Origin of the sequence: Micromonospora arida, from assembly GCF_042873195.1 — a bacterium.
Lineage (GTDB): Bacteria > Actinomycetota > Actinomycetes > Mycobacteriales > Micromonosporaceae > Micromonospora > Micromonospora arida.
The window spans coordinates 15,167-41,024 of sequence record NZ_JBIALC010000006.1 but is presented as its reverse complement, the minus strand read 5'-3'; the positions used below and the strand labels follow the sequence as shown (position 1 = coordinate 41,024).

Here is a 25,858-nt window from a genome sequence, read left to right as displayed (position 1 = left end):
AGCGGATCCCGGCGATCCGTGCACCGAAGGAGACATCGTGCACCACAACCGTCTGAAGACCGCAGCGCTGCTCGGCCTGCTCAGCGCCCTGATCCTGGCGGTGGGCTACTGGTTCGGCGGCAGCGGCGGTCTGGTCATCGCCGTCGTCGTGTCTCTGGTCATGAACGGCGTCACCTACTTCTACTCCGACAAGCTCGCACTGCGCTCGATGGGGGCGCAACCGGTCACCGAGGCACAGTTCCCCGAGCTGTACCGGATGGTCCGGGAGCTGGCCACCGACGCCCGGCAGCCGATGCCGCGGCTCTACGTCAGCCCCACCGCGCAGCCCAACGCGTTCGCCACCGGTCGTAACCCGCAGCACGCGGCCGTCTGCGTGACGCAGGGCATCACCGAGATCCTCGACTACCGTGAGCTGCGCGGCGTGATCGGGCACGAGTTGTCCCACGTCTACAACCGGGACATCCTGATCTCCAGCGTGGCGGCCGGCCTGGCCAGCATCATCACCCTGCTGGCGAACCTCGCCTTCTTCATCCCACTGGGCGGCGGGGACGACGAGGACCGACCCAACCCGGCTGTGCTGCTGCTCACCCTGATCCTGGGCCCGATCGCGGCCACGGTGATCCAGTTGGCGATCAGCCGGAGCCGCGAGTTCCAGGCGGACGCCTCCGGCGCCGAGCTGAGCCGCGACCCGCTGGCCCTGGCCAGCGCGCTCCGCAAGATCGACGCGGTGGCCCGACGTCGGCCGTTGCCGGCCCAGGGCCAGCTCACCAGCACCGCTCACCTCATGATCGCCAACCCGTTCCGGGGCGGCGGCATGGCGGCGCTCTTCTCCACGCACCCGAAGATGGAGGACCGCGTCGCCCGGCTGGAGCAGATGGCCCGCAACTCGGGGCCGGTGCAGTTCCAGCGCTGACCCGCTGATCCACCGCATCCGCCCGTACCCGGCCAGCGCCGGGTACGGGCGGAGTGCTGTATGTCCGTTGTCTGCCGGCCGGGCGCTGGCGTTAGGGTCGTAACGGCTCACGCTCATTACATCCTCGGAGGTTCACGGTGACCGCGCTGCGTCAGTACCTGGGTGTCTGGCGGATCCCCGGCGCGCCCATGCTGCTGATCACCGGCATCATCGGGCGGCTCGGAATCGGCATGACCCCGCTGGCGCTGCTCCTGGTCGTCGAGCAGGTGACCGGGCGCTACTCACTGGCCGCCGTCGCCGGCGGCATCTACGCCCTCGCCGGTGCAGCGCTCAGCCCGGTGGCCGGACGGATCGCCGACCGGGTCGGCCCCAGCCCCGTCCTGCTGCTCACCGCCGTCGCCCACCCCCTGGCGCTCATCGGGCTGCTGCTGGCCAGCCGCTCCGGCGACGACGCGCTCCCCGTCATCTACCTCGCCGCAGGCGTGGCCGGCGCCACCTACCCGCCGCTCAGCGCCGCCATCCGAGGCGCCTGGAACGACCTGACCGGCCCCAACTCCGGCCGATACCACCTCCGCAACACGGCTCTGGCCGCCGAGACCACGCTGTTCGAAATCGTCTTCGTCCTCGGTCCACTGCTCGTCGCCGGGTTCGTCCTCGTCGCCGACGCGGCGGCCGCGCTGATCGGTGCGGCCGTGGTCACCCTGGTCGGCACGACCGCCGTGGCCCTCGGCCGGGTCATGCGCGGCTGGCGTCCGCACCCGCAGGAACACCACGCCCGTGGGCTCGGCCCGCTACGGGTCTCCGGCTTCCCAGCCCTGCTGATCTGCGTCGCCGGCCTGGGCATCGCATTCGGGGCCGCCGGTGTGATCGTGCCGGCATTCGCGAGCGACCACGCCACCGGCGACCCGGAGAGCCTCGCGGGCGTCCTGCTCGCGGTCTGGGGGGTCGGCAGTGCCATCGGTGGACTCTGGTTCGGCGTCCGCAAGCCAGCACCGAACATGACCCGGCAGTTCGCCCTGCTGCTCGCCGCGCTGGCCGCCACCTTCGCCGTGTTCGCGGTGATGCCCACCCCGCTCGCGCTGGGTGTCGCGCTGGTCGCCGGCGGGGCCACCATCGCGCCCGCGCTGACCCTGGAGAACACCCTGGTCGGCCGGATCGCCCCGACCGGCATGTTGAACGAGGCGTACACCTGGGTGGTCACCGTCGCGGTGGCGTCGAGCGCCGCCGGCGGCTCGGTGGCCGGCGTGATCGTGGACCACGCCGGCGGCGTCCGCTGGGCGTTCCTGTTCGCCGGGGCGGCGGTCGCCGTCGGGGCCGCGGTCGCCGCACTACCCGCCGGGCCCATCGCCCGCGCGGAAACCACAGCGGTACGCGCCGAACACCCCGTCCCCGTCTGACCTGCTGGCTTCTGGCTGTCTTCGCTGCGGCTTCGTGTCGGCTTGATCCGCGCGGCTTCGTGTCGGCTTGACCCGCGCGGGTTCGTGTCGGCTTGATCTGCGCGGGTTCGTGTCGGCTTGATCTGCGCGGGTTCGTGTCGGCTTGATCCGCGCGGGTTCGTGCCGGCTTGATCCGCGCGGCTTCCTGGAAGTCGGGGTGTCCCTGCGCGGCGGACACCCCGACTTCCAGGAACCCGGGTTCCGCCCGCCTACCCTGGGTCCATGGCCAAGCTTCTATATTCGGCGACGGCGTCGCTCGACGGCTACATCGCCGGCCCCGGCGGCGACATGTCGTGGCTGACCGACCACCTGGGCGGCGACAACCCGACGGCGGGGCGCCTACTCAACAGCGTCGGCGCGATCCTGGCCGGCAACGGCACATTCGGCGGCGACGACCCCAACCGTGGCACCGACAGCGAAGGCGCCTTCGGCGGCCAGTACCACGGGCCGGTGTTCGTCCTCACCCACCGGCCACCGGCCGAGCCACCCGCGGACGTCACGTTCGTTGGTGACCTGCACACCGCCGTCGCCCAGGCCAAGGAGGCCGCCGGGGACAGGTACGTCAACATCCTCGGCGCCAACGTCGCCAAGCAGTGCATCGAGGCCGGGCTGCTCGACGAGGTCCTCATGTTCTTCGCCCCGGTGCTGCTCGGCGACGGGGTGCGCATGTTCGACCACCCCGGCGGCACCAAAGTGCGGTTGGAGTCGCTGCCCGGCGAGACCGAGCACTGGTATCGCGTCGTCTACTGAGCTCGCGCAGACAAATGGGAGCTGGCTGCCCAGTGCGCCGCACGGGGCCGCGGTCGCCAGCAGCGTGGGCCACGAGCAGGAGGCGACCGTGCTGTGCTCTGTCCACGCACTCGTGGTCGACGGACTCCCTGCGGAATCAGCCTGACCGGCGGGGTGAGTCGACGCCGACCTGGATGGGTCGACGCCGACTCGGGCGGGTGACTTCCTCAGCTTCAGTGGGCCTGATGCCTGCTCACCGGGTGGCGTCCCCGGTTCGTCTGGGCTTGACGCCTGCTCGGCGGGTGGCGTCCCTGGTTCGGGGGGTTGAGTCCGGCTCGGGTAGGTCAAAGAGGGCCGCCGAGGTCCGTCGTGAGTGACGAACGACGGCTGCTCGGCTGGCCGCATGCCGACGGCCCGATCGCTCCGCCGGCCGGAAGTCCCTACCTGTAGTTGTTGAACTGGAGGGCGACGCCGAAGTCCTCGCCCTTGAGCAGAGAGATGACCGCCTGGAGGTCGTCCCTCTTCTTGCCGGTGACCCGCAGTTGGTCGCCCTGGATCTGCGCCTGCACGCCCTTGGGGCCCTCTTCGCGGATCTTCTTGCTGATCGCCTTGGCCTTGTCCGTCTCGATGCCCTGGATCACCTTGCAGTCGATCTTAAAGATCTTGCCCGACGGACGCGGCTCCCCAGCATCCAGCGACTTCAGCGAGATGTTCCGCTTGACGAGCTTCTCCTTGAACACATCCAGCGCGGCGCGGACGCGCTCCTCGGTCTCCGCCTGAAGGCCGATCGCCTCCTCGCCAGACCAGGAGATCTCAGCGCCGGTGCCGCGGAAGTCGAACCGCGTCGCAAGCTCCTTCTCCGCCTGCCGAAGGGCGTTGTCGACCTCCTGACGGTCAACCTTGCTCACGATGTCGAACGACGGGTTCGCTGCCATGTATCTGCTCCTGCTGTCCGGCGGTCTGGGCCTGCCGTCGGCCGCCGACCAGCGGCACGACCCCCTGACCGTACCCGGTTGCGTAGGCGCCGGGGGGAGCCGCTATCCTTGCTTCCGCCGCCGCGTTACGACGCGGTGGGGTGCCCTGGCGGGTTGCCCGAGCGGCCAATGGGAGCGGACTGTAAATCCGTCGCGAAAGCTTCAGAGGTTCGAATCCTCTACCCGCCACCAGGTGCAGACACGGCCCCTGACCAGCAGAGATGCTGATCGGGGGCCGTTGCCGTTTGTCTGGGCGAGTCCGGCTGGGTCCAGCCGTTGACGACTGGTTGTGGGCAGATGGTGGGCAGGTCGATCTTGCCTCTCAGGGCTCTCCTGGGGCTGCCAACGCTCGTGCTTCCGAGAGAGGTCGGCCCGGCGCGAACACGCCTGGAGTGACCTGTTGAGGCTGCCGCGGGGCTTGCCTGGCTGCGGAGGTAGGTCGGGGGCAAGCCAGTCCCGGGGTTGGACTGGCGCGGCAGTCGGAAGCCCTGGCCCTCGATCAGGTCGACCTGCCGGCTTCCGTGTCGCCTGGCCGTGGTCGTCCTGCCTCTGGATCAGTGGAGTTCGGGGCGGCGGTCCGGCGGCAGTCGGTGGCTCTCCGCCCCGGCGCCGGAGGCGGCCGGGGCGGCTTGCCGCCGGCCGGCTCACCGCCCGCGCCGCGCGGAGCGCGGCGCCTTGATCCAAAACAGAGGAAATCGGCAGCATGGACCGTCGCATCAGCGAGTGAGGGCTGACCGACGACTCGGCGATATGACCCGTGCGGTGTTCGTAGGTGCCCAAGACCGCCGGTGCTAGGCCTAGCCGTACCACCGGCCAAACCCCCGCTACGGAGTCGCGTATGCGTCGGCTTCCCATTCAGTGATGCAGCTCTCGACCTCGACAAGTTGCATGCTGCCCAGGACCAGTTCCCCCGTGCCGACCATCTCGAACTTGCCGGAGACTTCTGCGTCGCCCTGCAACTCGTCCAGGCCATAACCGTCCGAGCTGTCCTGCACGAGCGAAGACGAAAAGCTTCCCTCGAAGCTTCCTGTGAAGGTGAACACTAGCCACTCGTCGGAGCGCTCGAAGTCGACCGAGTCGAACTCCACGGTCAGGTAGTGGTTCTCGGGCGGCCCCGAGTAGGACTGCCCGGCAGGGGCTTCTATTGCCTCGAGTTCCGTCTGCACGGCACGGTCCAGATGCGTCACGAGGTTGCGTGTTCCCTCCTCCAGCACTCGAGCCGCAGGACAGCCGCAGACCTCTTCGAGTACCGTTAACGCCATCCGGCCGCGCGCATTGAGGGACAGGCCCATAGTTAACGGGCGATCGTGGATCTCTATATCAATGGTTCGAAGTACGAGGAAGTCCGCTTTTTCTTCGCCAAGAAGGGCTAGCTTCTGGACGATCGCCGGCGCATGGTCCTCAAAGGCCCGCCGTGCCCGCGGATCGCTCAGGTCGGTTTCGTTTGCCTTAATTAGGTTCTCGGCTGTTTTTCTCGAATTACCAAATGTCTGCACTTGCTTCACAACTTTGGGGCGAAGCCTTTCAGCCCGCCTGAGGTTGCTGAGTACCACCGGTTTGTTGCTGAGATCTTCGCCGCCCTTGCCCGCAGGGCCGTTGCATGACGAGCAGATGGGTGCGAGGTTGGCGGGGTCGTGGATGTCAAAGTCCATGGGCAACCCGCAAGCTCGTATCAACTCTTTTGTACGCGCTGTCTCAATCGACTGAGGGATTATGTGGTCTATGTCGACATCGGTATAGTCCTTTGGCCTGTGGCACCAGTAGCACTTGCGCCCCCACTGGTTGTAGAGGACAAGTCGCAGCACTGAGTTGTCGCCGGAGCCGTATCTAACGCTCTTGATCAACGCTCCCTGCCTCCGTTGACTTGCGTGGCTGCGCTTTTGGTGAAGCACGCAGTCAGCTCCAGCTCCCGCCTTCGAACATCACCGACTCTGCCGTACGCGTCTGACACCCACTCGTAGAAGCAGGGGCCAGTTTGCCCCCTGTCCGCGATCGAGGCGGCGCCGGTAGCTGATCACCGCAATAGCCATGCCACTGGAGTTAGCTGTGTGGATCTTCGAATAGGGCGTCCTCATCAAGGGAGACTTCGTCTGCCCGAAGGCTAATGCCAGAGGCCTCTACTCTTTCGAGGAAATCGCGGTGTGCTCGTTTAGTGAAATCCAGCAGTTCGTGCCACGTGCGGTGGGATACGCGAGTGTCGGAATTCAAGGACGAGAGGGAGACAGGACTGAGTCTGTCGGTGTAGTCCGAGACGAAAGTTAGTCTTCGGATAGGGAATTGATCGCCAAGCTCTTTGTTGGCGTCAAGGAACTTGGTTAATGCAACAAGGTAGCCGAACCCACGTTGGTACTCTTCGTCGGTCAAATGGTACTCAAGGCGCTTGATTTCGACGATCCAGAGGACTCCGGCGTCGTTGAGCATGACGAAGTCAGGCTCCTTCCGCTCGTTGTCTATAGCAGACGTAACGACGGGCTTCCGGAATACTTTCTCATACCAACTTTCGAAGCTCGCTCGTACCCGCTTCAGAGACTCGTTCATTCCGAGGGGCGTCCACTCTGGGGCCAGCAACCAAGGCGCCTGCTCGATGAGTTCTTGCAGCGGCCTTTCGAGGGTCGCCCCGTTGGCAATTAGTTCTTCCAACTTCGCAATTACGTCAAGCCGCTCCTCGGCCACTTGGCCGAGTGAGTACATCTCAACCATCCTTGCCCTGTGGAAGAGCGCCATGACGGCATCAACGGTTGTTGCAGTTGTCTCGGAGACTTCCCTAAGGGTGCCGAGCAGAGTCTGGTGTGGACCGATGGAGAATGCGAGATCGGTAAGGCGGTTGACATGGTCTTGATCTTCAAGAGCCTCCGGATCGATATCCTTGACAAGCAGCTTTGCCGCCTCCGTCACGGAGTTCTTCAGCTCTGGCTCATTAGGTGCTGTTTCGTCGAGGCGTTTTTTGAGATCAGACTTCTTCTCGAATTCCGCCCACTTCTCCTTCTTCATCGCACTAGCGCCGCGTTTAGCGAGAACCTTGATCAACTTCTGTCCCCAGGTCCGCAGCGCCTCACCTTGATCCGTATGCCAGATGATGTCTTGACGGTCAGAGCGCACCAAGTCATCCTCTTGGTCTAGCCATTCAGCATGAATTTCGCCTACTAGGTATGACCTAAGGGTGTATTCGCCAGTGAAGCCCGCACCGATATCAAAGTCACGTGTCTGGGCAACGATCTTGCCTCGCGCATATATCCGGACACCAGCCATGGCGGGGTCCTTATATGGCTTCTTCGAGTAGGCTACAAAGCCTGTAACAGGTAGGAAGTTCTCCTCGAACTTCACTGGCGTGTCGGAAACATCTGTATAGGTGTCGTCCATGAAGTCGATCTTTAGGGTGCCCAGCTCGAAGGACTGATCGACTTGCAGCGAGTTGACGACTCTGACGAGCCAGTCGGTTCGACTGAGGCCGAATCGAGCGGACAGTTGCCTGTCAAGTTCGTCCCGACTGGGGACGCGCTTTCTAAAAAAATCTCTGAGCTTAACGGTAGTGCCCGGATCATTTGCGTAAGTAGCGTCAAACTCGCCCGGTTGCGGATTGTATTCGTCGTCGGTGTCAGCAAGCATTTCTGACAGTCGCATTATGATGTGCGATACCCGGTAGCCCTGCGGCGTTCGGTCACCGCCAGCGGTTATCACCTCGACGGTGCCGCAAATTCCGAACGGGGCAAGCTTGCCGATTCCCTTGCGGCCCATCACTGGTCGATGACGGGAGCGGGATTTGTCGCTGCCCGTTCGCTTCCGGCGGTCGGCGCCAACCGAAAGATAGTGCTTGTTTAGCTCCTCGGCAGTCATACCGTGGCCGTCGTCTACAATGAGAATTTCGTGCCCGTGCCCGTGTCCATTCACTCCACCTGCTTGATCACTGCTAAGGAGCGATCCCTGCGGGTCGGATAGTTTGGCCGTTACAGCGGTACCGTCGCCGCCATCGGCGAGCTTGACGTGTTCGCCAGGACCGGACTTGCCCGTGCGGGCCAGCAGCGTTCCCCAAGGCAGGGCGATGGTGACGGTCTCCGCGTCGGCGTCATAGGAGTTCGCGATGAGCTCGGCAAGCACGGCGGTGACCCGGTCATAGAGCTTGATGCCTAGTTTGTCGATCGTAAGCCGACTGATCTTCATGGTGTACTTAGGCGCGGCAGGTGCCTGGTCAGGCGCGGTGCGCGCAGACGGTACCTGCCGGCTAGCTAAGGCTTCGGTGGCTCCGTCTGGTTGCATGGAGCCATCTCTGCCGTCAGCCTCTCCAGGTTGATAGATCTCGCCCACTAGACCTCCTTGCCGTCGGACCATGCATCCTGTCCGATCAGGAGCTTGGCCGCTACCCCTCTGTGCACTGTCCACTACGGCGCGTGGGGGGTACACCTCCTGTCCTTGATCAGGTAGCATGCGCCCGTGACCCGCTTGACATGTATCGACTTGTTCGCGGGTGCCGGCGGCGCCACTGAGGGTCTTCGGTCGGCCGGATTCAACGTCATTGGGGCTGTAGAGGTCGATCCCGATGCTGCTGCGTCTTATAAAGCAAATCACCCCGACGTCAGGCTTTGGGATCGTGACATTCGACTGCTTACTGCGGCGGGCATGCTCCGTGACCTGGGCCTAGAGGTTGGGGAGCTGACACTCCTGAAGGCGTGTCCGCCCTGTCAAGGATTCTCGACACTAGGTCCCGGTGGCGAATCGGATCAAGCAACCAACCGAAATGACCTGGTGCTCGATGTTATTCGCTTCGTGCGAGCCTTCAGGCCTTCCGCTGTGTTGTTAGAAAACGTACCCGGGCTTGAGAGGGACGCGCGATTTAGCCGCGTTCAGGAGGCTCTCCGAAAACTTGGCTATCAAATCAAGACCTTCCGTCTCGACGCTGCTTGGGTCGGTGTGCCTCAGCGGAGACGTCGGCTCATCATGCTGGCAATCCGCGGTCGCCGCACTGTTCTCCCCGAACGTCTCCCTGATCTCCTTGGTGAGTGGTTCGTGCAAGAGCCCGCGACCGTGCGGACCGCACTGGAGCAGCTGTCTGCCAAACGCGAAGTAGGCAACCACCTGGATAAGCATCGCGCTCATTCGGCAAAGGTCCTTGCACGTATTAAAGCGGTCCCTGTAGGCGGTAACCGTTTCGATCTCCCACCGGAGCATCGGTTGGCCTGCCACGATAATCTGCGTGTCAGGAACGCAACTGCGTCTTATGGCCGGGTGCGCCTAGACGAGCCCGCCCCCACAATGACTACGAGATGCGCGACGCCGGCCTGTGGTTCCTTCATCCATCCAACAGAGCATCGTGGCCTTACGCTTCGAGAGGCGGCAGCGTTCCAAACGTTCCCGTCGACATACACGTTCAAAGGCAACTTTGGCTCGATCGAACGGCAGATAGGAAATGCAGTTCCGGTTCGTATGGCCGAGGCGCTAGGGGCGACTGTTCTTCGCCTGCTGCAAGCAGGTCCCGATCCGCTAGTCGGAGAGTCGACACAGCTGCAGCTTGGCGAGACCCGGTCCGTCTGCCTCAACTTGGCGTCTGGCAGCGACCCCCTTGCTTCGCCCCTGAGTTAGCTTGCCCAGTTGCCTTGTGCGGGCCCAGCCGAAGCGTCAGCGACCGCCTCCGGTGATTTACTAAGGTCGGTCGCAGTGCGTGAGGCCCGTGGCGGACGTCCGAAAGCTCGTAATGGCGTTCGCGATGCTCTATACCACCTGCGTTGGCAGATGGTAGATCCTGGTAACTGACTCGACTGCTTCATGCCTCCGCGCAATGGTTTCGCGTTCAAGCAACGGAGTATCGACATCGACCCCGAATAGCCTCGCCAGCTCGGTGCTGGCGGCCACTGTTCGTTGGCGGGTTTCTATCTCCAGACCCTCAGGCAAGGGATTGTCGATGGAGCGCATTTGCGCAACAGTTCCTCGGCCGTGCTCCGTTGCGACCAGCCCATCATCTCGTAGTGCAGCTATTGCCTGGCGGACGGTGCCTCGGCTTGTTCTGTACTCGGCAGTGAGTGCGCTCTCAGTTGGCAGGAGGGAGCCAGGCGGGATGGCACCGCTCTCGATGCGCTCCCGTAGATCACTGGCAATGAAGCGGTACCGCGGCTGTCCGTAGTGCGGGGTGGGCACCTGTTCACCGTACCTGGCACTTGTCTTACCAAGTGCCAACCAAGTGATCCGTTTCGACGTCTAGACAACTCGTCCACTTGTAGATACGTTTCCTTATGTGCGGTTGGGGCGACGGCTCGTGTCAGGGGTGGTCTCGCGCTGACCCTGGTCGCACCTGATGCGCGGCGTCCTGTCGGACCGGTTGCGGTAGCCGCGCATACAAGTTGGCTCGGCGATACCCGACCCGTCCGGCGTCGGACGGTGCGCCGTGCCTTCATCCGGGCCGGTGGCCGGCGGCATTCCCCCGCGGCTGGCCACCGGTCCCCGCCTACTTGTGGAGGTGCGATGTCCGGCTCCCATCGTCGACACCATTGGCTCTCGTCCTGGTGGTCTCGGAGACGCCCATCTGCCCGGAGTGCCACCAGCAACGTTCCGTCGAGTCCGCGCCTGGCTTCTACGACCTCCTCGCCGTGGTGGTCGACGGGCACCACTCGTGGATTGCCTGCGCTCCGGTATGCGCCCTTGATGACGCGGGCCCAGCTCTACCGAGGTAACGGCGGGCGGTGGCCGCGATGAGTCGTACGAACAAGCCGGGCGCCGTCACGAGCCATCCGGACTGGTGCGCCCCGGATCGCTGCGGCTATCTGGTGCCACCAGTGATGACGCACATGGCTCGCCGTCATCGCGGCCCAATGCAACGGGCCGGCGACAGTCGGGCAGGCGGGCTCGTCGTCACGTACCTCATCAGCAGTGAGGCTCTGGGCGGTCCCATGGTCGGTGTTCACATAGCGTGCCGGGCCGGGAACGCCTGGGCGGAGTTGTCCCTGCCGCAGGCGGCCCAACTGGTCGAGCAACTTCGCGGATCGCTGGCCCAGGCCACCGGGCAGCAGGGGGCCGGCGATGAGTGAGGGTGCTGCCATCCCAGAGAGGGCGTCCCCGTCGTCGATTGCGCCGGTCGTGTGCCCGGTGTGGTGTCGAGGCTGTGGACCGAACGACCCGATGCACCGCGGGCTTCTCTCCACCATTGGACGGGAGCGGACCGGCTGGGTCACCGTCCAACTGGTCGTTGACCGGTTCGCCCGCCGGGACCTGGCCGTGAAGCTCGACGCGACCCGTTACGGCGCGACGCAGACCGTACTCCTGTCGCCCGCGCAGGTGGATCGGCTCATTGACGAGCTGGTCTACGCCCAGCTGGAGATGCTGACACCGGCGGATGGCGGCGAGCGGGCCGGAGAGACGCGGTGAACGCCAACACCCGTCGGGGCTCAGCCGTTCCTCGTACTCCTGGTCTGCGCGCTGTACGTCCACCGCGAGCAGCGGTAGCCGTACCGCCGGTTCCTGAGCGGCCCGCCGGCGGGACCACCTGGCAGACGTTGGAACGTCTAGGGGGTACGGTGACCGGTGTGCAAGGCCGGGACTGGCGCCCTCGCTACCTGCAACTCGCCGAAGAGTTGCGGGCGAAGATCGTGAGCGGCGAACTGGCCCCCGGCACTCTGATGCCCAGCGAGACCGAGCTGGCCGACACCTCGGGCCTGTCGCGCACAAGCGTCCGCAACGCCATCCGGCAGCTCCGGGAGTGGGGCCTGGTTCGTGCGGAGCAGGGGCGCGGCACCTACGTGCGGGCACCCCGCCAGCGGGTACGACGTCGCAACACCGAGCGGTACCAGTGGGAGAAGGATCGCGTCCTGCTCGACGAGGACGAGCGGCTGAAGACCGGTGCCACCGAGCACGACACCGGCCTGACCGTCGACGACCTGAAGTTCCACGCCGAATACTCCCGGGTCGAAGCTGACGCGGAGATGGCGGCGGCCCTGCAAGTCGAGCCGGGCACTTCCCTGCTGCGCCGGGTCTACTGGACGTCGTCTCGGCACGAGAACGCGCCGCTGACCGTGTCGTACTCCTACCTGCCTTATGACCTGGTGGCCGCGAACCCGGACCTGCTCGACGCAGGCAAGGAGCCGTGGCCGGGCGGGACGCAACACCAGCTCCACACGCTCGGCATTGAGTTGGACCGGATCGACGACGAGATCCGCGCCCGCCCGCCGTCGCCCGATGAGGCCGAGTTGCTGGACATCGACCCGGGCGTCTCCGTGCTCACCGTGCGGAAGACCTCGACCGACACCACGGGCCGGGTCGTCGAGGTCGCCGACGTGGTGATGCCGGGCGACCGCACCGAGCTTGTCTACTCCCACAAACTCCAGCGGTGGAAAATTTGACGCAGCTCGTCTCGGTCATCACCCCGGTTCACGCGCCCAGCATCGAGCATCTAGCTGGCGCCTACGAGTCGTTGGTTAAGCAGGAGATGCCGGCCGGGTGGGACTGGGAATGGCTCGTCCAAGAGGACGGGCAGACCGGCGCCCTGGTCGACGCGTTGCCTGAAGATCCCCGGGTCAGTCTGGGCACGGGCCGACCTGGTGGGCCTGGTGTTGCCCGTACCCTCGCTCTTTCCCGAGTCTCCGGGCAACTCATCAAGGTGCTGGACGCCGACGACCAGTTGACCCCCGGCGCACTCGCCCGGGACATCGCCGCGTTCAATGCGCACCCGCAGATCGGCTGGACCACCTCGCGGGTACTCGACCTGCTCCCCGACGGATCGACCGCCGGATGGGACAAGGACCCGGCCGGCGGCGTTATCGACCGCGGTTCGGTCCTGACGTTCTGGCAGGCCAACGACTACCGAGCATCGGTGCACCCGGCGACCCTGTGCCTGCGGCGGGATCTCGTCTTCGCCCTGGGCGGCTGGATGGCCCTACCAGCCTCGGAGGACACCGGCCTTTTGCTCGCCGCCAACGCGGTCATGCCGGGCTACTTCACCCGGGAGTACGGCCTGCTCTACCGCAAGTGGCCCGGCCAGGTCACCAGCCAGGCCGCACACCGGGAACCAGCCGAGTACCTGGCACGGATGCGGATCATCGAGGCCCGAGCCAACGCCCTGACCTCGATGATCCCAAACGGCTTTGACGGCACCGCTACGGCGTAGCCTCGTGCCCCGGCATCCCGTGGGTGCGCCGCCGCTCCTTCATCTCCGCCTCGAAGATGTGCCGCCGGCCGCCGGCCAGCTTCTCCCGCGCGTCCCGCTCGATCTCCTGGAACGCGGCGTAGTAGCCGTCGTCGAACTCCTCCACGATCTGGAACGTCCACCGCCCGGGTAGCACGTTGCGCCCCAACAGCTCGTGCTCGACTCGGTCGGCCATCTCGTCGTGCCCGGCCTCGCGGAGCAGCTTCACCACCCGGTCAAGGGTGAGATCTGCGCCGCCGACGAGCTGGTGCGCCGAGTACAGGTGACCACGCACGCGGTGGATTGTCTCCAACGCTTTGCTCAGTTCGCCCAACGCCTCGATCGTCTTGTTGTCTAGCCCGTCAGGCCTTGAATGCTTCTCGTCAACTGCGGGAAGCTCTGGATGGGATGCCATAAGGTGCTTATACCCCATCCAGAGCTTCCAGCCTACTTGTGGATCTGGTCAAGAGCAGGATGCGCTCGCGTCATGCCTGGTTGCCAACGCGAGCTGCTATGCATCCACCAATTCTTGCAGATAAGACGACCTTGAAACGAATCCTGATAATGATGACTATGGTCAGGACCGCCAGGCCGCCTGTTGGAAGGCTGACCATAAGGTCGAGGGCGAAGCGAATAATGGAAATTAGGAATGTGTCCCAGTTGCTTAGAAAGTAGGGCATAGTAATTACGGATCTCCTTGATGTGATCTTCGGGAAACGCGGACATGCGTCCGTCGATGCGTAAAGCCTAGCCTCGGAAGAGAGCTGGTGACAACGGTGGCGCAAGCCCGCTCAGGGGGTGGCAGAGGGCTGGAGGAGGGCTTGGAATAGGGGGGTGCCGGTCAATTCATTCCAGGGCCTTGTACTTCAATTAATTTTGAAATCCCACGCTTTCTCTATTAAGCGCATGGCTCGATGCAGTTTCCGGGACTTGTAATTAGGACTTAACGGACTGCCCGTCTCGGCCGCGGGCGACCTCGCAGGCGCCGAGGTGGCGGCGGGTCGCGCGGGTGGATGCCTCTGGGCTGCTGCGCCTGGTCGCTGGCCGCGCATCGGCCAGCACCTCGCTGTGCGGCACTACGGCACTCGGGCCTACCAGCATTCGCCTCACTGCGGTTGTTGACTTGTCTGCCAAGTGCCGTCTAACTTGGACGCAACTTGGCAGACAAGTTAACAAGTTGGAGGTTGAGCGATGGCTCTGCGTGGCGGCACGAGGTTCGCGGTGCGGTGTGAGGACGTGTTCCCGGCGGGGTGCGCGTTGGTGCCCGAATCTCTGGGCGAGGTTGAGGACTACGACGAGAAGACCGGGCGGCGTAGCCCGGCGAAGGACAAGTTGACCGGCCAGCGGGTGTGGCAGGTCCGGGTGATGGACCTGGACCCGGAGCTGGGGAAGCGGTCGCGAGAGACGACGGTGAAGATCTCGGCGGACTACCAGCCGGTGCCGCCGACGGGTGGCCTGTTCGAGGCGGTGGAGTTCGACGGCATGACCGTCACGCCGTACGTGGGCAACAACGGTCGGATGGCGTATTCGCTGCGGGCGACCGGGATGCGTGCCCCGGCAGGCGTGGCGACGAAGGCGGCGCAGTAGCCGCATCTGGTGGGGGCGGGGCTGTCAGGTCTTGGCGGACGGCAGCCCCGCCCTCTGTCTCTTTCCCCTGCTCTGTCGAGAGAGGTAGTGACGTGTCCAAGCGTATGCCTGCCGTCCTGCGGCGGCCCACAGTGGCGGGTGCGCGATGATCCGCCGGCCGCGCGGCGAGGTCGTGATGACCACCGCCGGGGACCTGATGGTGATCCGGCCGCGTCGCCTGGAGCTGCCGGTCTGGCTGATCGCGCTCGGCCTGGTGCTGCGGTGGTTGTGGCGGGGCCTGTGGTGGTGTCTTCGCCACCCGATCGCCGTCGGCCTGCTCGTGGCCGGGGTGAGCCTCTACCGCGAGTTCGGCCGGGCCGGCGTGATCGTGCCCGTGGTCCTGGCCGCTGCCGTGTCGGCGCTGTGGCGGTGGCGGCACGAATCGTCCTGGTGGACCTGGTGCGCCGGGCCGATCCTCGGCCGATTCCGTCAACTCTTCGTCTACCGGCGAGCGTGGCGCGAAGCGATGACCCTCTGCGGCCTGGCCAAGGTGTACGACCATCGCACTGTCCTGCCGGAGCTGCTGAGGGTCCGCTCGGATCAGGCGCTCGACGTGCTGACCATCCGCATGGTCCGCGGCCAGACCCCGGAGGAATTCCAGAAAGCGACGGCGAACCTGGCGTACGCCTTCGGCCGGCGCCACGCCCGGGTCTACTCCGAGCGCCCCGATGACCCGCCGATCCGGTCGGGCTACTGGGCACTGGTCCTGGGCGCGGTGGACCGGCTGCGGTTCCGGGACCGGCCGTCGGTGGTCTACCTGGTGGTGGTCCGTACGGATGCGCTGCGCACCCTGGTCGACCCGTTCGACGTCCCGTCGGTACCCGACTTCACCGCGCTCCCGCTCGCGCGACGGGAAGACCTGCGGCATTGGTGCCTGCACCTGCTCGCCACGCACGTCCTCATTGGCGGCGCCACCCGCTCCGGAAAGGGCTCGGTGCTGTGGTCGCTGGTCCGCGTCCTAGCCGGTGGGATCTCCTCCGGGCTGGTTCGGCTGTGGGTGATCGATCCCAAGGGCGGCATGGAGTTCGCGATGGGGCGGCCGTTGTTCGCGCGGTTCGCCTGCAAGTCGTTCGAGGCCATGGCCGACCTGCTCGACGAGGCCGTCACGGTGATGCGGGAGCGGCAGACCCGCCTTGCCGGCGCGGTGCGGGTCCACACTCCGACCCTGGCTGACCCCCTGGTCGTGGTCGTCATCGACGAGATGGCGGCACTGACCGCGTACCTCCAGGACGTCGACCTACGTAAGCGCATCGCCGGGTCGCTCGGGTTGCTGCTGTCGCAGGGTGCCGGCGTTGGTGTCCTGGTGGTGGCCGCGTTGCAGGACCCCCGTAAGGAGGTGCTGCCGTTCCGGGACCTGTTCCCGACCCGAATCGCGCTCGGCCTGACCGAGGCCGCTCAGGTCGACCTCGTGTTGGGCGACGGTGCCCGCAACCGGGGTGCCCTCGCCGACCAGATGCCCCGCTGGGCCAAGGGCGTCGGCTACGTGATCCTCGACGGCACCCCCGAACCGGCCCGGGTCCGCTTCTCCTACATCTCCGACGACCACATTCGGGAGCTGGCCGCCGAGTACCCGGCTCCGGCCGACGCGGCGGACATCCTCGCCCAGGTTGGCCGGGAGACCGCCACCGAACCGACCCGGCCTCCTCTGCCCCGGCAGCGTCGCGGACCGCTGCTGCCTGACTCGCTGCTGAACATCCTCGACCGGGACGCCGACGGGGGTGAGCCGCGGTGACCGCCCCGACCGACGGCCGAACCTTCTACCGGCTGCGCGCACCCGGAACCGACGGTGCCAGCAGCACGGCTGTGTCCGTGCGCGTCGACCCTGCCCGGCCCGACGCGTACCCGGTCTATCTCGCCGTCGGCGGCGGCCGACGCCGCATGTACCTGACCCCCGACGAGGCGTGGGCCCTGTGGCGCTGCCTCTCCGAAGCGGTGGCCTCCCTCGGCGAGCCACCCGACCACATCCGTACTCGCGTCGCTCCGGCCCGGAGGTAACCGATGTCCCTCAAGAGCTTTTTCCTCGGCACCCACCGCCTCAAGCCGTTGCACATCGAACTCAACGGCTCCCCGGACCGGCTCGCCGGTGCTCTGCACGGCCTGGCGCACATGGTCAACCGCCGCCGCGACCTCAACGGCCAGCAGATCTGCATCATCCTGACCATCCGCGACAACGGCAGCGGCCGATGATCCGCGAACGCGCCGAGTCCGGCGTCCGGGTGCTGATCCTGCTCGCCATCGGCACCATGGCCGGCGCCGCCGCCTTCACCCACGTCCACGACCTGACCGTCGCCCACGGCCAACCCGACTGGATCGGCTGGGCCAACGCCGTAGCCGTCGAGCTGATGGCCATCTACCTCGGCCTGGAAATCCGCGCCCGCCGCCGCGTCGGCCGACCTGTCGGCCTGGTCGGCGTGCTCCTGATCGCGTTCGCGCTGCTCTCCCTCGCCGCCCAGGTCGCCGAAGCCGAACCGTCCGTCTGGGGCTGGATCGTCGCGGCGGTGCCGTCGCTGGCCTTCCTCGCCCTGGTGAAGGTTGTCCTGTCCAGTGCACCCACCGTCCCGCCGGCTCCTGAACCCGATCAGCCGCAGGGCGATTGGTACGACGAGGCGCAGCCTGTCGAACCCGCCCCGCCGGTTCCGGTGATGCCGCCGGCATCAGCCGCGGTGCTGCCTCCGATCAAGGCCATCCAGCCCAACCGGCCCCAGGTCGTCGGGATCATCCGATGACGGCACCAACCCTGCCCGGTCTCGAACCCGCCCCGACCCCGGTTGCTCCTCGGCCGGGGTCGCGGGCGGCCCGCATGGCGCTACCCCGCTCGATCGACGTGCTCAAGGACATCGCCATCGAGTACGGCGTCTGCGTCCGCCCGCTCGCCATGCGCCGTACCGACCTTGACACCGGCCTGACCGAAGTCATCGACCTGCCTTGCGGGGCCACCCGCGAGGACAAGTGCGCGCCGTGCGCCAAGAAGAACCGCCGCCTTCGGCAGGCCCAGATCCGCGAGGGCTGGCACCGCGACGACGAACCGCTGCCCGGTCCGGAACCCGCAACCGAGGCGCAGAAGTCCCTGATCCTGTTCCGCGCGCACCTGGAGTTCTCCCGCGACGAGGCGGTGAGGGCGGCCCAGTGGGACCAGGTGGCCGACCTCGACGAGGCTATCCGCGAGGTAGAGGAAGCCATCGCCGCTGAGGGCCTGCGCGGGCGCGTCGGGCCACCGCACGCCAGCGACGACGAGGACCAGGACGACGAGCCCGGCCCACGGCGCAAGCGCTCCACCAAACGGCGCCAAGATGCCCCCGAACTGCCCCGGCGCAAGGTCGAGCGCCGCACCGTCGGCAAGACCTACACCGCCCCGGACGGCTCCACCTACCAACCGTCCATGTGGCTGACCCTCACCCTCGACTCGTACGGCCCGGTCCGCCCCGATGGCACCCCGGTCAACCCGGCCCGCTACGACTACCGCCGCGCCGCCTGGGACGCCGTGCACTTCCCTCGGCTCCTCGACCGGTTCTGGCAGAACCTTCGGCGGTGCGAGGGCTGGAACGTCCAGTACGCCGGTTGCGTCGAGCCGCAACGTCGACTCGCCCCACACGCTCACTTCGCCATCCGGGGCACCATCCCCCGGGACGTCTTGCGCACGGTGGCGGCGGCGACCTACCACCAGGTGTGGTGGCCCGCGGTCGACGTCCAGCGCTACACCCTCGACCGGCTCCCAATCTGGGACGAGCAGGCGGCGACATGGGTAGACCCGGCCAGCCGCGAGCCGCTGACCACCTGGACGGAAGCCCTCGACACCATCGATGACGACCCGGACGCCGAGCCTGTGCACGTCGTGCGCTTCGGCGCCCAGGTCGACGCCCGCGGCGTCATGCCCGGCACCGAGGACGCCGAGCGGACCATCCGGTACGTCACGAAATACATCACCAAGCACACCGGCGACTGCCACAAGGCCACCACTGACCGGCAACGCAAGCACCTCGACCGGCTCTGGCAGCAACTCCAGCTGACCCCCTGCACCGACCGGTGCGCCAACTGGCTGCTCTACGGCGTCCAGCCGAAAAAGGCACACGCCAAGCTCAAGCCGGGCCGCTGCAGGGGCAAGGTCCACCAGCGCGACACCCTCGGCATCGGCGGCCGGCGCATCCTCATCTCCCGCGACTGGTCCGGCAAGACCCTCGCCGACCACAAGCACGACGCGCGGGCCTGGGTCCGAGCGCTGCTCGGCGTCACCACCGACGGCACGCAGCTCGTCGACGACCAGGGCGACACCACCGAACGAGTCCGGCACGCCTGGGAACTCGCCCGACCCGATGACCCCGATGTCGGCCCGATGACCCACCGGCTCATGCGGTCGATCAGCGAACGCGCGCGCTGGCGGTCCGAACTGCTCGCCGCCAAGGACCGGGCCGCGCAGGGATCTCCAGATCTTTCGGCAACTCAGCACAGCGCACAGCACGACGGGGAGGAAACGCAGTGAACGAGGAGTTGTTGACCGTGCCGGAAGTGCTCGCCGAACTTCGCGTACCGCGCTCGACCTGGTTCTACTGGCGGCAGACCGGCAAGGGACCACGGGTGATCAAGCTCCCGAACGGGCAGCTGCGGGTCCGCCGGTCGGCGCTCGGTCGGTGGCTCGGCGACCTGGAGCAGGACGCCGCATGAAGAGCTACGAGGTCCAGATATGGGAAATCGGTAAGCGCGCTGACCGGAAGGCTCGGCCGTGGCGGGTCCGCTGGGCGGTGAGCGGCCAACGCTTCGAGGACATGTTCCGTACCAAGGCCCTGGCGCACTCGTTCCGCGCCGAGCTGGTCCAGGCGGCCAACGCGGGGGAGCCCTTCGACCCGGCCACCGGGCGCCCGGTGGCCGAAGCCAGAACCAAGAACCCAACCACTTGGTACGCGCACAGCCGCGCGTACGTCGAGATGAAGTGGCCCCGGGCGGCGGCCAAGACCCGGCGCTCGATCGTCGAAGCGCTGACCTCGATCACGGTGACACTGACCCGTCCGACAAAGCGGGGCCGACCGACTGACGCGCTGCTCCGTGAGGCGCTGTACCTCTACGGCCTCAACCCACGCCGCTGGTCCGACGAGATCCCGCCCGAACACGCAGCGGCGCTCGCCTGGCTGGAAACCGCGTCCCTCCCAGTCGTCGAGCTGGACTCGCCCGCGATGGTCCGCCGTGTTCTCGACAGCCTGTGCGTACGCCTCGACGGCAAGCCCGCGGCTGCCTCCACCGTCCAGCGGAAGCGGGCAACCTTCTACAACGTGCTCGGGTACGCGGTCGAGCTGGAGCTGGTCGCCTCCAACCCGGTCGACCGGGTCCAGTGGACCGCGCCCGAGGTTGCACAGTCGATCGACCGGCGGGTGGTGGCGAACCCGGCCCAGGTCTCCACGCTGCTGGAGGCGGTGAAATCTCTCGGCAAACGGGCTGACAAGGTCACGGCCTTCTTCGGCTGTCTCTACTACGCAGGGATGCGGCCCTCGGAAGCGGCAGACCTGCGGCGAGAAGACTGCGACCTAGCCGGCCGGTGCGCCGACTGCGGGGCCGACTTCGACGACCTGGCGGCGGTCAAGCCTTCCCGGTCCTGCGACCACGAGAAGATCGAATATCGCTGGGGCCGTCTGGTGCTCGCCGGCACCTCGCCGCGCGCCGGGTCGCACTGGACCGATGATGGCGGCTCCCACGAGCGGCGGGGACTCAAGCACCGGGGGAGGGCTGAGACTCGTACGGTCCCGATCCCGCCCCGGCTCGTCGAGCTGCTGTGCGCGCACGTCGAGAATCACGGGGTCGGCCCGGACGGTCGCTTCTTCCGGGGCCTGCACGGTGGACCGCTCTCCGAGTCGGTCTACGACCGGTGGTGGAAGCTCGCCCGCGAACGGGCGCTGACCGAATCACAGGTCGCCTCGCCGCTCGTCCGCCGGCCCTACGACCTGCGGCACGCGGCGGCCTCGCTCTGGCTGAATGCCGGCGTCCCGCCGACCGAGGTCGCCCGGCGCCTGGGACACGGCGTCGCCGTTCTGCTTCGGGTCTATGCCAACTGCATCGATGGCGGCGACGACACCATGAACGACAAGATCGGCGACGCGCTCGGATGATGGGCCCGCCGGATGCCGTAAACGAACGGGGCGTTCAAGCGCCTTCTTCGAGGTTGCGGAGCCGAGGGAGCATTCCGAAGTAGAGGCCTGAGGGCCTACGGTGGTGGGCGTCGGGCGGGAGAGGGGTCATGGGTTGTACGAGGACGCGGCGCGGATGCGCGCGACCGAGGCGAGGCATTTGGCCGACGGGGGTCACCTGTGTGGCGCCCTGTATCTAGCCGGCTACGTCATCGAGTGCAAGTTAAAAGATCTCCTCAGCCGGTCCAGCAGGCCGTTCCCGCGGTCAGGGCAAGCCGGACATGACCTTCGCGGATTGTGGGACGCGGCCGGTCTTCGTCGAGAAGACCTCGTCGGGCACAAGCGCGCGTTCCTCGACTACTGGAGCACGAGCATCAGATATACCTGCGTGGTGGAATCGCCGCATGCGCCGACGGATTTGCTAAAGGGAGCGATCGAGCTGGCGGGCATGGTGACCCACCGGGTTAGGTACGCTCGCCCGCTTCGACATGGCGGAAGGAAGTCATGAATTCCGAACAGCTCGATGCGGACGCCGTGAAGCGAGCACTAGAGGAGAATGCAGCCCGTAATAACGTGACTGATCTTCGTGTGCATGTGACGCGGGGGATGGAGCAGGGGTGGCGGATCCGAGTGGTCAGCGATGCCCTGACAGGCCGATCGGATGTCGAGCGGCGCAGCCTTCTGTTGTCAGGGCTGGAGGGTTGGATCGAAGATGCGGAGCTCCTCACCTCTGCTGAAGAGGAGTGGTACGGCCCTCCGCCGCGCGAGGTCGAAGGCGCGCTGCCGGTTTGGTCCGACGCTCTTAACCAGTCATCCAGCCAACCGCTCCTCTTCGCCAGCGACCTGGACGAAGATATTGACGCACCCGCAGTGGTCACCTTCTACAGCCTCCGCGGCGGCGTCGGGCGAACTACCGCGCTGGCTGCTGCCGCTCGGATCCTGGCGGCTCGAGGGCGGCGAGTGCTCTGTATCGACATGGACTTCGAGGCACCCGGGCTGCACCATCTGCTTCGCCTTGGCGAGCCTAGCTCCGATCAGGGCGTGCTCCCGCTGCTGCTAGCTCTTGAGCGGGGGGACCCTGTAGATATCAGGGAGCATGTACAGCGGGTCAATGATGCCGAAGAGCTCTACTGCTTGCCCTCTGGCCGACTGGGGGTTGACTACGCGGAACGCCTACGGCTGTTGGAACCGGAGAACTGGTACCTTGAGGAACGGAACCCGCTGCGGGGGTTATTCGATTTAGCGTCCGCCTCCTCCATTCAGCCAGAACTCATCCTGGTCGACTCTCGCACCGGCATATCCCCCATTAGTGCGCCGCTGCTTTTCGATATTTCCGATCTGGCTGTTGTCTGCTTCTTTCCGCACCCACAGGCGCACCTTGGCACGGAACTGTTGGTGCAGTCGCTTTTGGCTGCCAGAACGAGGCGGTCCACTAATGAGCGTGTGATTTCGCCGGAGCCCAGATTTCTTGTGTCGCCTGTCCCGCCTGGACCTTCGGCTATTAAGGTGCACGAGCGTGCCTTGTCATGGATTGACACGTGGCTCGAAAAAGCTGCTGACCGGCGCGTCCCCGAAGTTGGACCCTTGCAGTCCGATGAGCTGAGCCACACGGTGGGGTATTCAGCTGATATGGCCTTCAAAGACTTCATGGAGGTCTCCTCGGCCGTAAACGACACTTATGGCCCGGTTGCTGATTGGTTAGAGCAGTTATTGCCGCAACCTTCACGCCAAACCGCTGTCCGCTCTGGTAGTAAGCGGGAGGCTCTGAGTGAGCTGAACTTCTCGCGTGGGCAGGCAGAGGTGCAGGAGAATCTTCTCGACGACTTCGTCAAGACACGTGTCGCACTCCAGGCAGCGGATCCGCAGTATCCACTTGTGATAGGTCGTAAGGGAACAGGAAAGACCGCAGTATTCCGATGGCTATTGGACCGTCCGGGGGGAGACCCGCCGGTCGTGGTAATGTGCCCGAACACGTTTCGCAAAAGATTCCCATGGGTGCTTGGGGCGGAAGGGTTCGCAGCAATCGACGAGGCGCTGGCTGCACGGGGTGCGGCCTGGTCGCGTTTCTGGGCTTGTTATGCAGCGCTGGCGGCGTTTTTGACGCTCCCAAAGCAGGCTGAAACTGCGCCGCCGCCGAGATTCAATTTGGACTTGAGCGAGTTCAGCCATCCGGAGCGGACAGACGAATTGTTCGTCGTTGACGCCGTCATCAAGATGATCGAGGACCCTCAGGCTGGGTTGCTCGCTGCCCGATGGCTTCGAGACCTCGATAAAAGCCTGCCGGGAGCGAGGTTCCTCCTATTTGACGGCCTGGACACCGGCTTTGGAAACGATGTGGCCAGTCGCGACCGAAGGACTTCGGCAGTTGCGGGACTGTTTACCTTCCTTACCGAGGCCGAGACGCGGCTGGATAACCTATCTTTCAAGGTGTTACTACGGCTAGATATCTGGCAGCAGTTGTTGTTTGAAAATAAAAGCCACCTGTTTGGTCGTTACGTCCAGCTACTGTGGAGGGATCAGGCGGACTATTTCAAGACCGTGCTCAAGCAGGCGGCTCGTAGTCAGGCCTTTCAGGTAATGTTGACCGACATTGGCATTGGACACCAAGTTGATTCCTGGCGTTCAGAGGAGGTGTTCCAGGCGTGGAACCTTCTCATCGGCGAACGCATGAAGGGTGCCAAAACTACCTTTACCCGGAACTGGGTATGGAACAGGCTTGCCGACGGCCAGGGGGACCATAGTCCTCGGACGCTCTCTCAACTGTTTGCCACTGCCGTGGAGTGGGAGACGCGGGAACGTAGCGCCTACGACCAAAGTGTGATTCGCCCGCGCGCGCTCGTTCCAAGCCTGGAGCAGGTGAGTATTGAGGCGATCGGAGCGCTGCACGAGGAATTCCCGGAACTGAAAGCGATGGTCGATGCGTTGGAGTTGGTCGGCCGGACACCTCTCGTGCCCACCGACATCGAGGGCGTGAACCCGCAGGCGTTGGAGCAACTTGACCTAGCGCTGGAGGTTGGCCTGATAGCGGTTCATGAGGGCACCCAGGAAGAGGTTCGCCGGTACCGAGTGCCGGACCTCTACCGGCATGCCTTGGGAATGACCCGCAGGGGTCAGGCGTGAGGTCTAGCTTCCAACGCCCGCTGTGGGCGGACCGTGGGCGGCATCCGCGGCTGTCATGATCACTTTTGAAGAAATGGCTGGTCAACACCGACCTTCCGACCGAGGTCGTCGCCCACTGTAAATCCGTCGCGAAAGCTTCAGAGGTTCGAATCCTCTACCCGCCACCAGGGAACGGCGAGGCCTCTTACCTGCGGAAACACAGGTTGGGGGCCTTTGTCGTCTCCTGCTGCTGTTGACCGCGAGTGCCCCCGGTTTACTGGCTGATCGGGCACGCAACGGGCACGTAGGCGAGTTGTCGGTGAGGTGCGCAGAAGCGCCGGCACGGTGGGGAGGCACGATTTGACTGTCAGTGCCGCTCACTCTGCTGCGTTCAGGAGCGAGGCTCCTGCTGCCGGGCGTGTTTGGACCCTCCTAGAGGATGACGGCTCCTACATCGCGCCCCACAAGCCCGATGGGAGCCGGGCGATGCCCTTCTGGTCGCTGCGGTCACGAGCGCAACGTGTGGTCGAACAGGTGCCCGCTTACAACGGGCTCGAGATCGTCTCCATGCCGTTCGATCAGTGGCTGCGCGATTTTGTGCCCTGGTTGGCGGAGCAGGGAGTCCTGATCGGCGTCAACTGGAGCGGGGAACGAGCCACCGGCTACGACGTGAGCCCTCAAGACATGCTCGGCTGGTTCACCGGGCTTGAAGGCAGCTCATCGCCTACAGCTGCGATTGATTGACCGCCAGGCTGCCCCCATCCCTCTCGGGTTCGGCAGGCGTACCGGCTGCTGTCGCAGATCATGGCCTCGGCCGTCGACAACGGGCTGATCCCGGTGACCCCGGGTCGGGGAGTCAAGCTGCCTCGGCTACCTGAGCCGAGTCCGTCGCCCAGCTCCCCGGGGCCCGGTCATCGACACCCCGAAGAGTCACCAGCGCCGGGAGTTCGCCCTGCCGGCCTTCGTGGTCGATCGGCTTCGACAGTACTTAGCCGAGCTGCCCGATGACCCAGACCCTTCCTCTTCCCCGGCCGGCAGCAGCGGACCGCCGGACGCCCGCAGAGCTACAACGGCTGGAAGTACCGATTTGACCGGGCGGTCGAGCGGGCTGGCCTGACCGACCTGATCCGGCACGACCTTCGGGCGGCGCACGGTTGCTGGATTCAGGCAGATCGGTCCTGGGCGTCTCTCGACGGCGTACCGGCGTGGGGCGGCCTTGGTAGGTATGTGCGGGCCGGCAGCGGGACGCTCGGGGCAAGCCAGTCCCGTTTCTTGGACTGGTGCGGCAGTCGGAAGCCCAGACCTCGACGGCGGCCCGGCTTCCGTAACGCCTTGCGGTGGTCTAGTTCGTCGGCTGCGGAGTCTGGTCACTCCCGGGCATGGGACGTCGGCGGACCGGCAGGATAGCCCGGTGGAGCGAGACACCCTGATCATCCTTCTTAGTGCTGAGGACGGCGACATCTACGAGTCATGTCGCGACGCTCTGCGAGCGGGCTACGACTTCAAGGTCTTCGACGGGGCGGCACCGGTTGGGGCCCTGGTGACCGCCTACCGGCGTCGAGAGCATCACACCCGTACGCGTGGCATCCGGACGCTCGGCTTCGTCCAGGCGGTGAATCGGCTGATCTCGGCCGAAGAACTGGGAGAGTTGCTGATCGGTCAGGTCGGCGGCGCCGAGACGCCCTGGTTTTTCCAGCTCTTCCTCGCACCTGACGCCTCCCGCGTCGTCGCTTGCCTCGCGGTTAGTCAGGACAGGGAAGACGCTTCACGCCCGTAGCCAGCGGATCGACTGCCACACCTCGGCGCGGGGGCGGCTGCCCGACGGTATTCGGTGGCTTCCCGTCCCGGCCGCGTAGCGGTCCGGGGCG

Annotated in this window: 24 protein-coding genes and 1 tRNA gene; 20 read left to right on the top strand and 5 right to left on the bottom strand. The window is 65.7% G+C overall.

Annotated features, from left to right (window positions below; all coding sequences use genetic code 11):
- The first annotated feature begins 37 nt into the window (after positions 1-37).
- From htpX to ACFYP0_RS18975, 3 genes are all read left to right on the top strand, one after another.
- Entirely contained in the window at positions 38-913 is an 876-nt protein-coding gene (gene htpX, locus ACFYP0_RS18985) for a zinc metalloprotease HtpX (RefSeq protein WP_124858758.1), read from the top strand.
- A 137-nt stretch (positions 914-1,050) separates the two neighbouring features.
- Positions 1,051-2,310, top strand: a complete 1,260-nt coding sequence (locus ACFYP0_RS18980) for an MFS transporter (RefSeq protein WP_355499027.1) — start codon at positions 1,051-1,053, stop codon at positions 2,308-2,310.
- Positions 2,311-2,571: 261 nt separating this feature from the next.
- Entirely contained in the window at positions 2,572-3,099 is a 528-nt protein-coding gene (locus ACFYP0_RS18975; protein WP_386996938.1) for a dihydrofolate reductase family protein, read from the top strand.
- Positions 3,100-3,518: 419 nt separating this feature from the next.
- Here ACFYP0_RS18975 and ACFYP0_RS18970 read toward each other — a convergent pair whose 3' ends face one another.
- Positions 3,519-4,013: a YajQ family cyclic di-GMP-binding protein gene (locus ACFYP0_RS18970; protein ID WP_091402478.1), complete on the bottom strand. Its 495-nt coding sequence runs from the start codon at positions 4,011-4,013 to the stop codon at positions 3,519-3,521.
- Between the two features lie 147 nt (positions 4,014-4,160).
- Here ACFYP0_RS18970 and ACFYP0_RS18965 point away from each other — a divergent pair.
- Positions 4,161-4,244: transfer RNA gene (locus ACFYP0_RS18965), tRNA-Tyr, on the top strand.
- Between the two features lie 632 nt (positions 4,245-4,876).
- On the opposite strand, the gene ACFYP0_RS18960 is transcribed toward ACFYP0_RS18965, so the two are convergent.
- Together ACFYP0_RS18960 and ACFYP0_RS18955 are read right to left on the bottom strand one after the other, a co-directional pair.
- Complete coding sequence (locus tag ACFYP0_RS18960; RefSeq protein ID WP_386996936.1) at positions 4,877-5,704, bottom strand: hypothetical protein; 828 nt, start codon at positions 5,702-5,704, stop codon at positions 4,877-4,879.
- Positions 5,705-6,092: 388 nt separating this feature from the next.
- On the bottom strand, positions 6,093-8,354 hold the full coding sequence (locus tag ACFYP0_RS18955; RefSeq protein ID WP_386996934.1) for an ATP-binding protein: 2,262 nt from the start codon (positions 8,352-8,354) through the stop codon (positions 6,093-6,095).
- A 126-nt stretch (positions 8,355-8,480) separates the two neighbouring features.
- Between ACFYP0_RS18955 and ACFYP0_RS18950 the strand changes: the two genes are divergently transcribed.
- Positions 8,481-9,626, top strand: a complete 1,146-nt coding sequence (locus ACFYP0_RS18950) for a DNA cytosine methyltransferase (RefSeq protein ID WP_386996932.1) — start codon at positions 8,481-8,483, stop codon at positions 9,624-9,626.
- A gap of 129 nt (positions 9,627-9,755) precedes the next feature.
- On the opposite strand, the gene ACFYP0_RS18945 is transcribed toward ACFYP0_RS18950, so the two are convergent.
- The gene (locus tag ACFYP0_RS18945) at positions 9,756-10,178 is read right to left on the bottom strand and encodes a GntR family transcriptional regulator (RefSeq protein WP_386996930.1); all 423 of its coding nucleotides are present in this window, start codon (positions 10,176-10,178) and stop codon (positions 9,756-9,758) included.
- A gap of 749 nt (positions 10,179-10,927) precedes the next feature.
- Between ACFYP0_RS18945 and ACFYP0_RS18940 the strand changes: the two genes are divergently transcribed.
- The 4 genes from ACFYP0_RS18940 (at position 10,928) to ACFYP0_RS18925 (ending at position 13,137) form a co-directional block, all read left to right on the top strand.
- The gene (locus ACFYP0_RS18940; RefSeq protein ID WP_386996928.1) at positions 10,928-11,065 is read left to right on the top strand and encodes a hypothetical protein; all 138 of its coding nucleotides are present in this window, start codon (positions 10,928-10,930) and stop codon (positions 11,063-11,065) included.
- 91 nt (positions 11,066-11,156) lie between these two features.
- Positions 11,157-11,402, top strand: a complete 246-nt coding sequence (locus ACFYP0_RS18935; RefSeq protein ID WP_366337949.1) for a precorrin-4 C11-methyltransferase — start codon at positions 11,157-11,159, stop codon at positions 11,400-11,402.
- A 149-nt stretch (positions 11,403-11,551) separates the two neighbouring features.
- Positions 11,552-12,373, top strand: a complete 822-nt coding sequence (locus tag ACFYP0_RS18930; RefSeq protein WP_386996925.1) for a GntR family transcriptional regulator — start codon at positions 11,552-11,554, stop codon at positions 12,371-12,373.
- Positions 12,361-13,137: a glycosyltransferase family 2 protein gene (locus tag ACFYP0_RS18925; protein WP_386996923.1), complete on the top strand. Its 777-nt coding sequence runs from the start codon at positions 12,361-12,363 to the stop codon at positions 13,135-13,137. Before ACFYP0_RS18930 ends, ACFYP0_RS18925 begins: the two co-directional genes overlap by 13 nt.
- Here ACFYP0_RS18925 and ACFYP0_RS18920 read toward each other — a convergent pair.
- Positions 13,127-13,570, bottom strand: a complete 444-nt coding sequence (locus ACFYP0_RS18920; RefSeq protein ID WP_196919831.1) for a hypothetical protein — start codon at positions 13,568-13,570, stop codon at positions 13,127-13,129. The two genes, ACFYP0_RS18925 and ACFYP0_RS18920, sit on opposite strands and share 11 nt — an antisense overlap.
- 776 nt (positions 13,571-14,346) lie before the next feature.
- Between ACFYP0_RS18920 and ACFYP0_RS18915 the strand changes: the two genes are divergently transcribed.
- From ACFYP0_RS18915 to ACFYP0_RS18865, 11 genes are all read left to right on the top strand, one after another.
- Positions 14,347-14,742: a transcriptional regulator gene (locus ACFYP0_RS18915; RefSeq protein ID WP_091402451.1), complete on the top strand. Its 396-nt coding sequence runs from the start codon at positions 14,347-14,349 to the stop codon at positions 14,740-14,742.
- 175 nt (positions 14,743-14,917) lie between these two features.
- Positions 14,918-16,513, top strand: coding sequence for an FtsK/SpoIIIE domain-containing protein (locus ACFYP0_RS18910; protein WP_386996920.1), 1,596 nt, complete (start codon positions 14,918-14,920; stop codon positions 16,511-16,513).
- On the top strand, positions 16,510-16,776 hold the full coding sequence (locus tag ACFYP0_RS18905) for a hypothetical protein (RefSeq protein ID WP_386996918.1): 267 nt from the start codon (positions 16,510-16,512) through the stop codon (positions 16,774-16,776). Before ACFYP0_RS18910 ends, ACFYP0_RS18905 begins: the two co-directional genes overlap by 4 nt.
- Before the next feature lie 3 nt (positions 16,777-16,779).
- Positions 16,780-16,968 carry a hypothetical protein gene (locus ACFYP0_RS18900; RefSeq protein WP_151496821.1) on the top strand — a complete coding sequence of 63 codons (189 nt, stop codon included), beginning with the start codon at positions 16,780-16,782 and terminating at the stop codon, positions 16,966-16,968.
- Positions 16,965-17,507: a DUF2637 domain-containing protein gene (locus ACFYP0_RS18895; RefSeq protein ID WP_386996915.1), complete on the top strand. Its 543-nt coding sequence runs from the start codon at positions 16,965-16,967 to the stop codon at positions 17,505-17,507. Before ACFYP0_RS18900 ends, ACFYP0_RS18895 begins: the two co-directional genes overlap by 4 nt.
- Positions 17,504-19,258: a replication initiator gene (locus ACFYP0_RS18890; protein WP_386996913.1), complete on the top strand. Its 1,755-nt coding sequence runs from the start codon at positions 17,504-17,506 to the stop codon at positions 19,256-19,258. The genes ACFYP0_RS18895 and ACFYP0_RS18890 overlap by 4 nt, the downstream gene beginning before the upstream one ends.
- Entirely contained in the window at positions 19,255-19,440 is a 186-nt protein-coding gene (locus ACFYP0_RS18885) for a helix-turn-helix transcriptional regulator (protein WP_030329852.1), read from the top strand. The genes ACFYP0_RS18890 and ACFYP0_RS18885 overlap by 4 nt, the downstream gene beginning before the upstream one ends.
- Positions 19,437-20,873 carry a tyrosine-type recombinase/integrase gene (locus tag ACFYP0_RS18880; protein WP_386996911.1) on the top strand — a complete coding sequence of 479 codons (1,437 nt, stop codon included), beginning with the start codon at positions 19,437-19,439 and terminating at the stop codon, positions 20,871-20,873. The genes ACFYP0_RS18885 and ACFYP0_RS18880 overlap by 4 nt, the downstream gene beginning before the upstream one ends.
- A gap of 522 nt (positions 20,874-21,395) precedes the next feature.
- The gene (locus tag ACFYP0_RS18875; protein WP_386996909.1) at positions 21,396-24,011 is read left to right on the top strand and encodes a KGGVGR-motif variant AAA ATPase; all 2,616 of its coding nucleotides are present in this window, start codon (positions 21,396-21,398) and stop codon (positions 24,009-24,011) included.
- Between the two features lie 303 nt (positions 24,012-24,314).
- Positions 24,315-24,734, top strand: coding sequence for a DUF2750 domain-containing protein (locus tag ACFYP0_RS18870; RefSeq protein WP_355499020.1), 420 nt, complete (start codon positions 24,315-24,317; stop codon positions 24,732-24,734).
- Between the two features lie 667 nt (positions 24,735-25,401).
- Positions 25,402-25,767 (top strand): hypothetical protein, encoded by a 366-nt coding sequence (locus ACFYP0_RS18865; protein ID WP_355499018.1) that lies wholly within the window; start codon positions 25,402-25,404, stop codon positions 25,765-25,767.
- Positions 25,768-25,858: the final 91 nt, after the last annotated feature.